The organism is Paenibacillus xylaniclasticus, from assembly GCF_004001065.1.
Lineage (GTDB): Bacteria > Bacillota > Bacilli > Paenibacillales > Paenibacillaceae > Paenibacillus_T > Paenibacillus_T xylaniclasticus.
The window spans coordinates 1-1867 of record NZ_BIML01000065.1 but is presented as its reverse complement, the minus strand read 5'-3'; the positions used below and the strand labels follow the sequence as shown (position 1 = coordinate 1867).

Annotated in this window: 1 protein-coding gene; it reads right to left on the bottom strand. The window is 52.0% G+C overall.

The features are described 5' to 3' along the window. Window positions 1-1867 (bottom strand): condensation domain-containing protein (locus PXY01_RS21840; RefSeq protein WP_246028063.1); only part of this gene is annotated, 1867 nt, incomplete at both ends.

Here is a 1867-nt window from a genome sequence, read left to right as displayed (position 1 = left end):
CCCGTGATGCTTCCCTAAATCGGACGGAGTGATCTCGCGCGTGTCTTTCTGCTCGCAATGCCGAATGAGACGGATGAGGTTCGTGCGGAACAACTCAGCCAGCTTTTCCATACTCTCCAGCTCGTACTGTTTCCGACTATAGTTGATCGAGAATTGCAGCGTTCCTTCCGCGCTAATGCCCGTTATACTCAGCACATGCGTTCTTTCCCCGTTTAAGCTTGATCCATAACCGTGTCCGTACTCCGAGAAGCTTAGCTCTTCCCCTACACTTTGTTCAAAGCTGCCCAGGTAATTAAAGCTTATTTCCGGGTTGAGACGTTCTCCCTGCTGTTGCGCTCCCATGTAGGTCAGAAGACCGTAGCCGATCCCGTTATTCGGAATCCGCCGCAAGTTCTCCTTCACCGTCTTAATCTGATGGCCTAGATCGTCTCCGCTTCCCATATCCAGCACGATTGGATACATGCTCGTAAACCATCCAACGGTTCGGCTCACATCCACTTCCGCCATAATTTCTTCTCGCCCATGGCTCTCTAGATGAAACGCCACCACCGAAGATTGCATGATTTCTCTCAATGTCAATCCCAGCGCAGTCAGCAATATATCGTTAATTTCCGTTCCATACGCTTGATGGACATTCTGCAGCAGACTTTGAGTTTCTGACGATGTCAGACTCATGCTCACGGTCGCCAGATCCCTGACTCGGTTCTCTCCTGCCTCATGGTCTTTCCTTATTCGCGGTATGTGATGTCCTTCAATCTCTGACCAATAGGATCGTTCCTGCTCCAGTTTTGGACTTTCGGCATAGGCCTTTATTCGCCGTGACCATTCCTGGAAGGAGGTTGTTTTGGCCCGAAGGATAATCTCCTCGCCTTCCAGCGCTTGCTTGTAGCCGCTCCAGAAGTCCTCCAGCAGGATCCGCCACGAAATGCCGTCCACGACTAAATGGTGGATGACAAGCAGCAGATGGTCCCCGTCCGTTCCTTTGAACAGCGCCGCCTTCAATAGCGGTCCCGTACTCAACTGGATGCTGGACTGCAGCAGGTTTGCTTCTCTTTCAATCTGCTCGCTTACTCGATCCGTGTTGCCTAGCTTAATGACGCGAAGCTCGAAGAAGTCATCTGATTTCTCTTCGTATGCTCGATTCCACTGGCGGATACCGGAGTCTTCTAACGTATAGACCATACGCAGCGCATCATGATGCTCCACCAACCGCTCGAGTACTCTTCGCAGATACTCCGGCTCAAACCCTTCTTTACGAGCAAGCATGACCGATTGGTTCCAGTGATGTTGATCTGTAAAGTTCTGAGCGAAGAACCACTGCTGGATCGGCGTAAGCTCCACTTCGCCCTCAACCGGCTGCTGATCAACCTCTTCTATTTCCTGCTTCAAGTACGGTACTAGCTTTGAAATGGTGCCCAACTGCATCAATCGTCGAATTTCCAGCTTGAGCCCATGCTTGTGCAGGCGCGAGGATACCTGGATCGCTTTGATGGAATCCCCACCCAAATCGAAGAAGTTATCCTCGATCCCTACTCGTTCGATGCCTAGCACTTCTTGCCAGATCGCTGTAAGCAGCTCCTCCGCCTCTGTCCGCGGTGCGACGTATTCCGTACCACGGAGTGTTTCCGTCTCCGGTTTCGGAAGTGCCTGCCGATCTATCTTCCCGTTCACCGTCAGTGGAATCTGGTCTAGCTGCACGAAGTATGCCGGAATCATATACGCAGGCATCGTCTCACCCAAGCTAGAACGCAGCTGCGCAATACTTGGCTCTCCATCGCAAACAATATATGCACACAACGCTTGTTCGCCGTTTGCATCCTCGACCGCCACTACCGCCGCTTCCTTCACCGGCTTCAGCTGCTGCAAG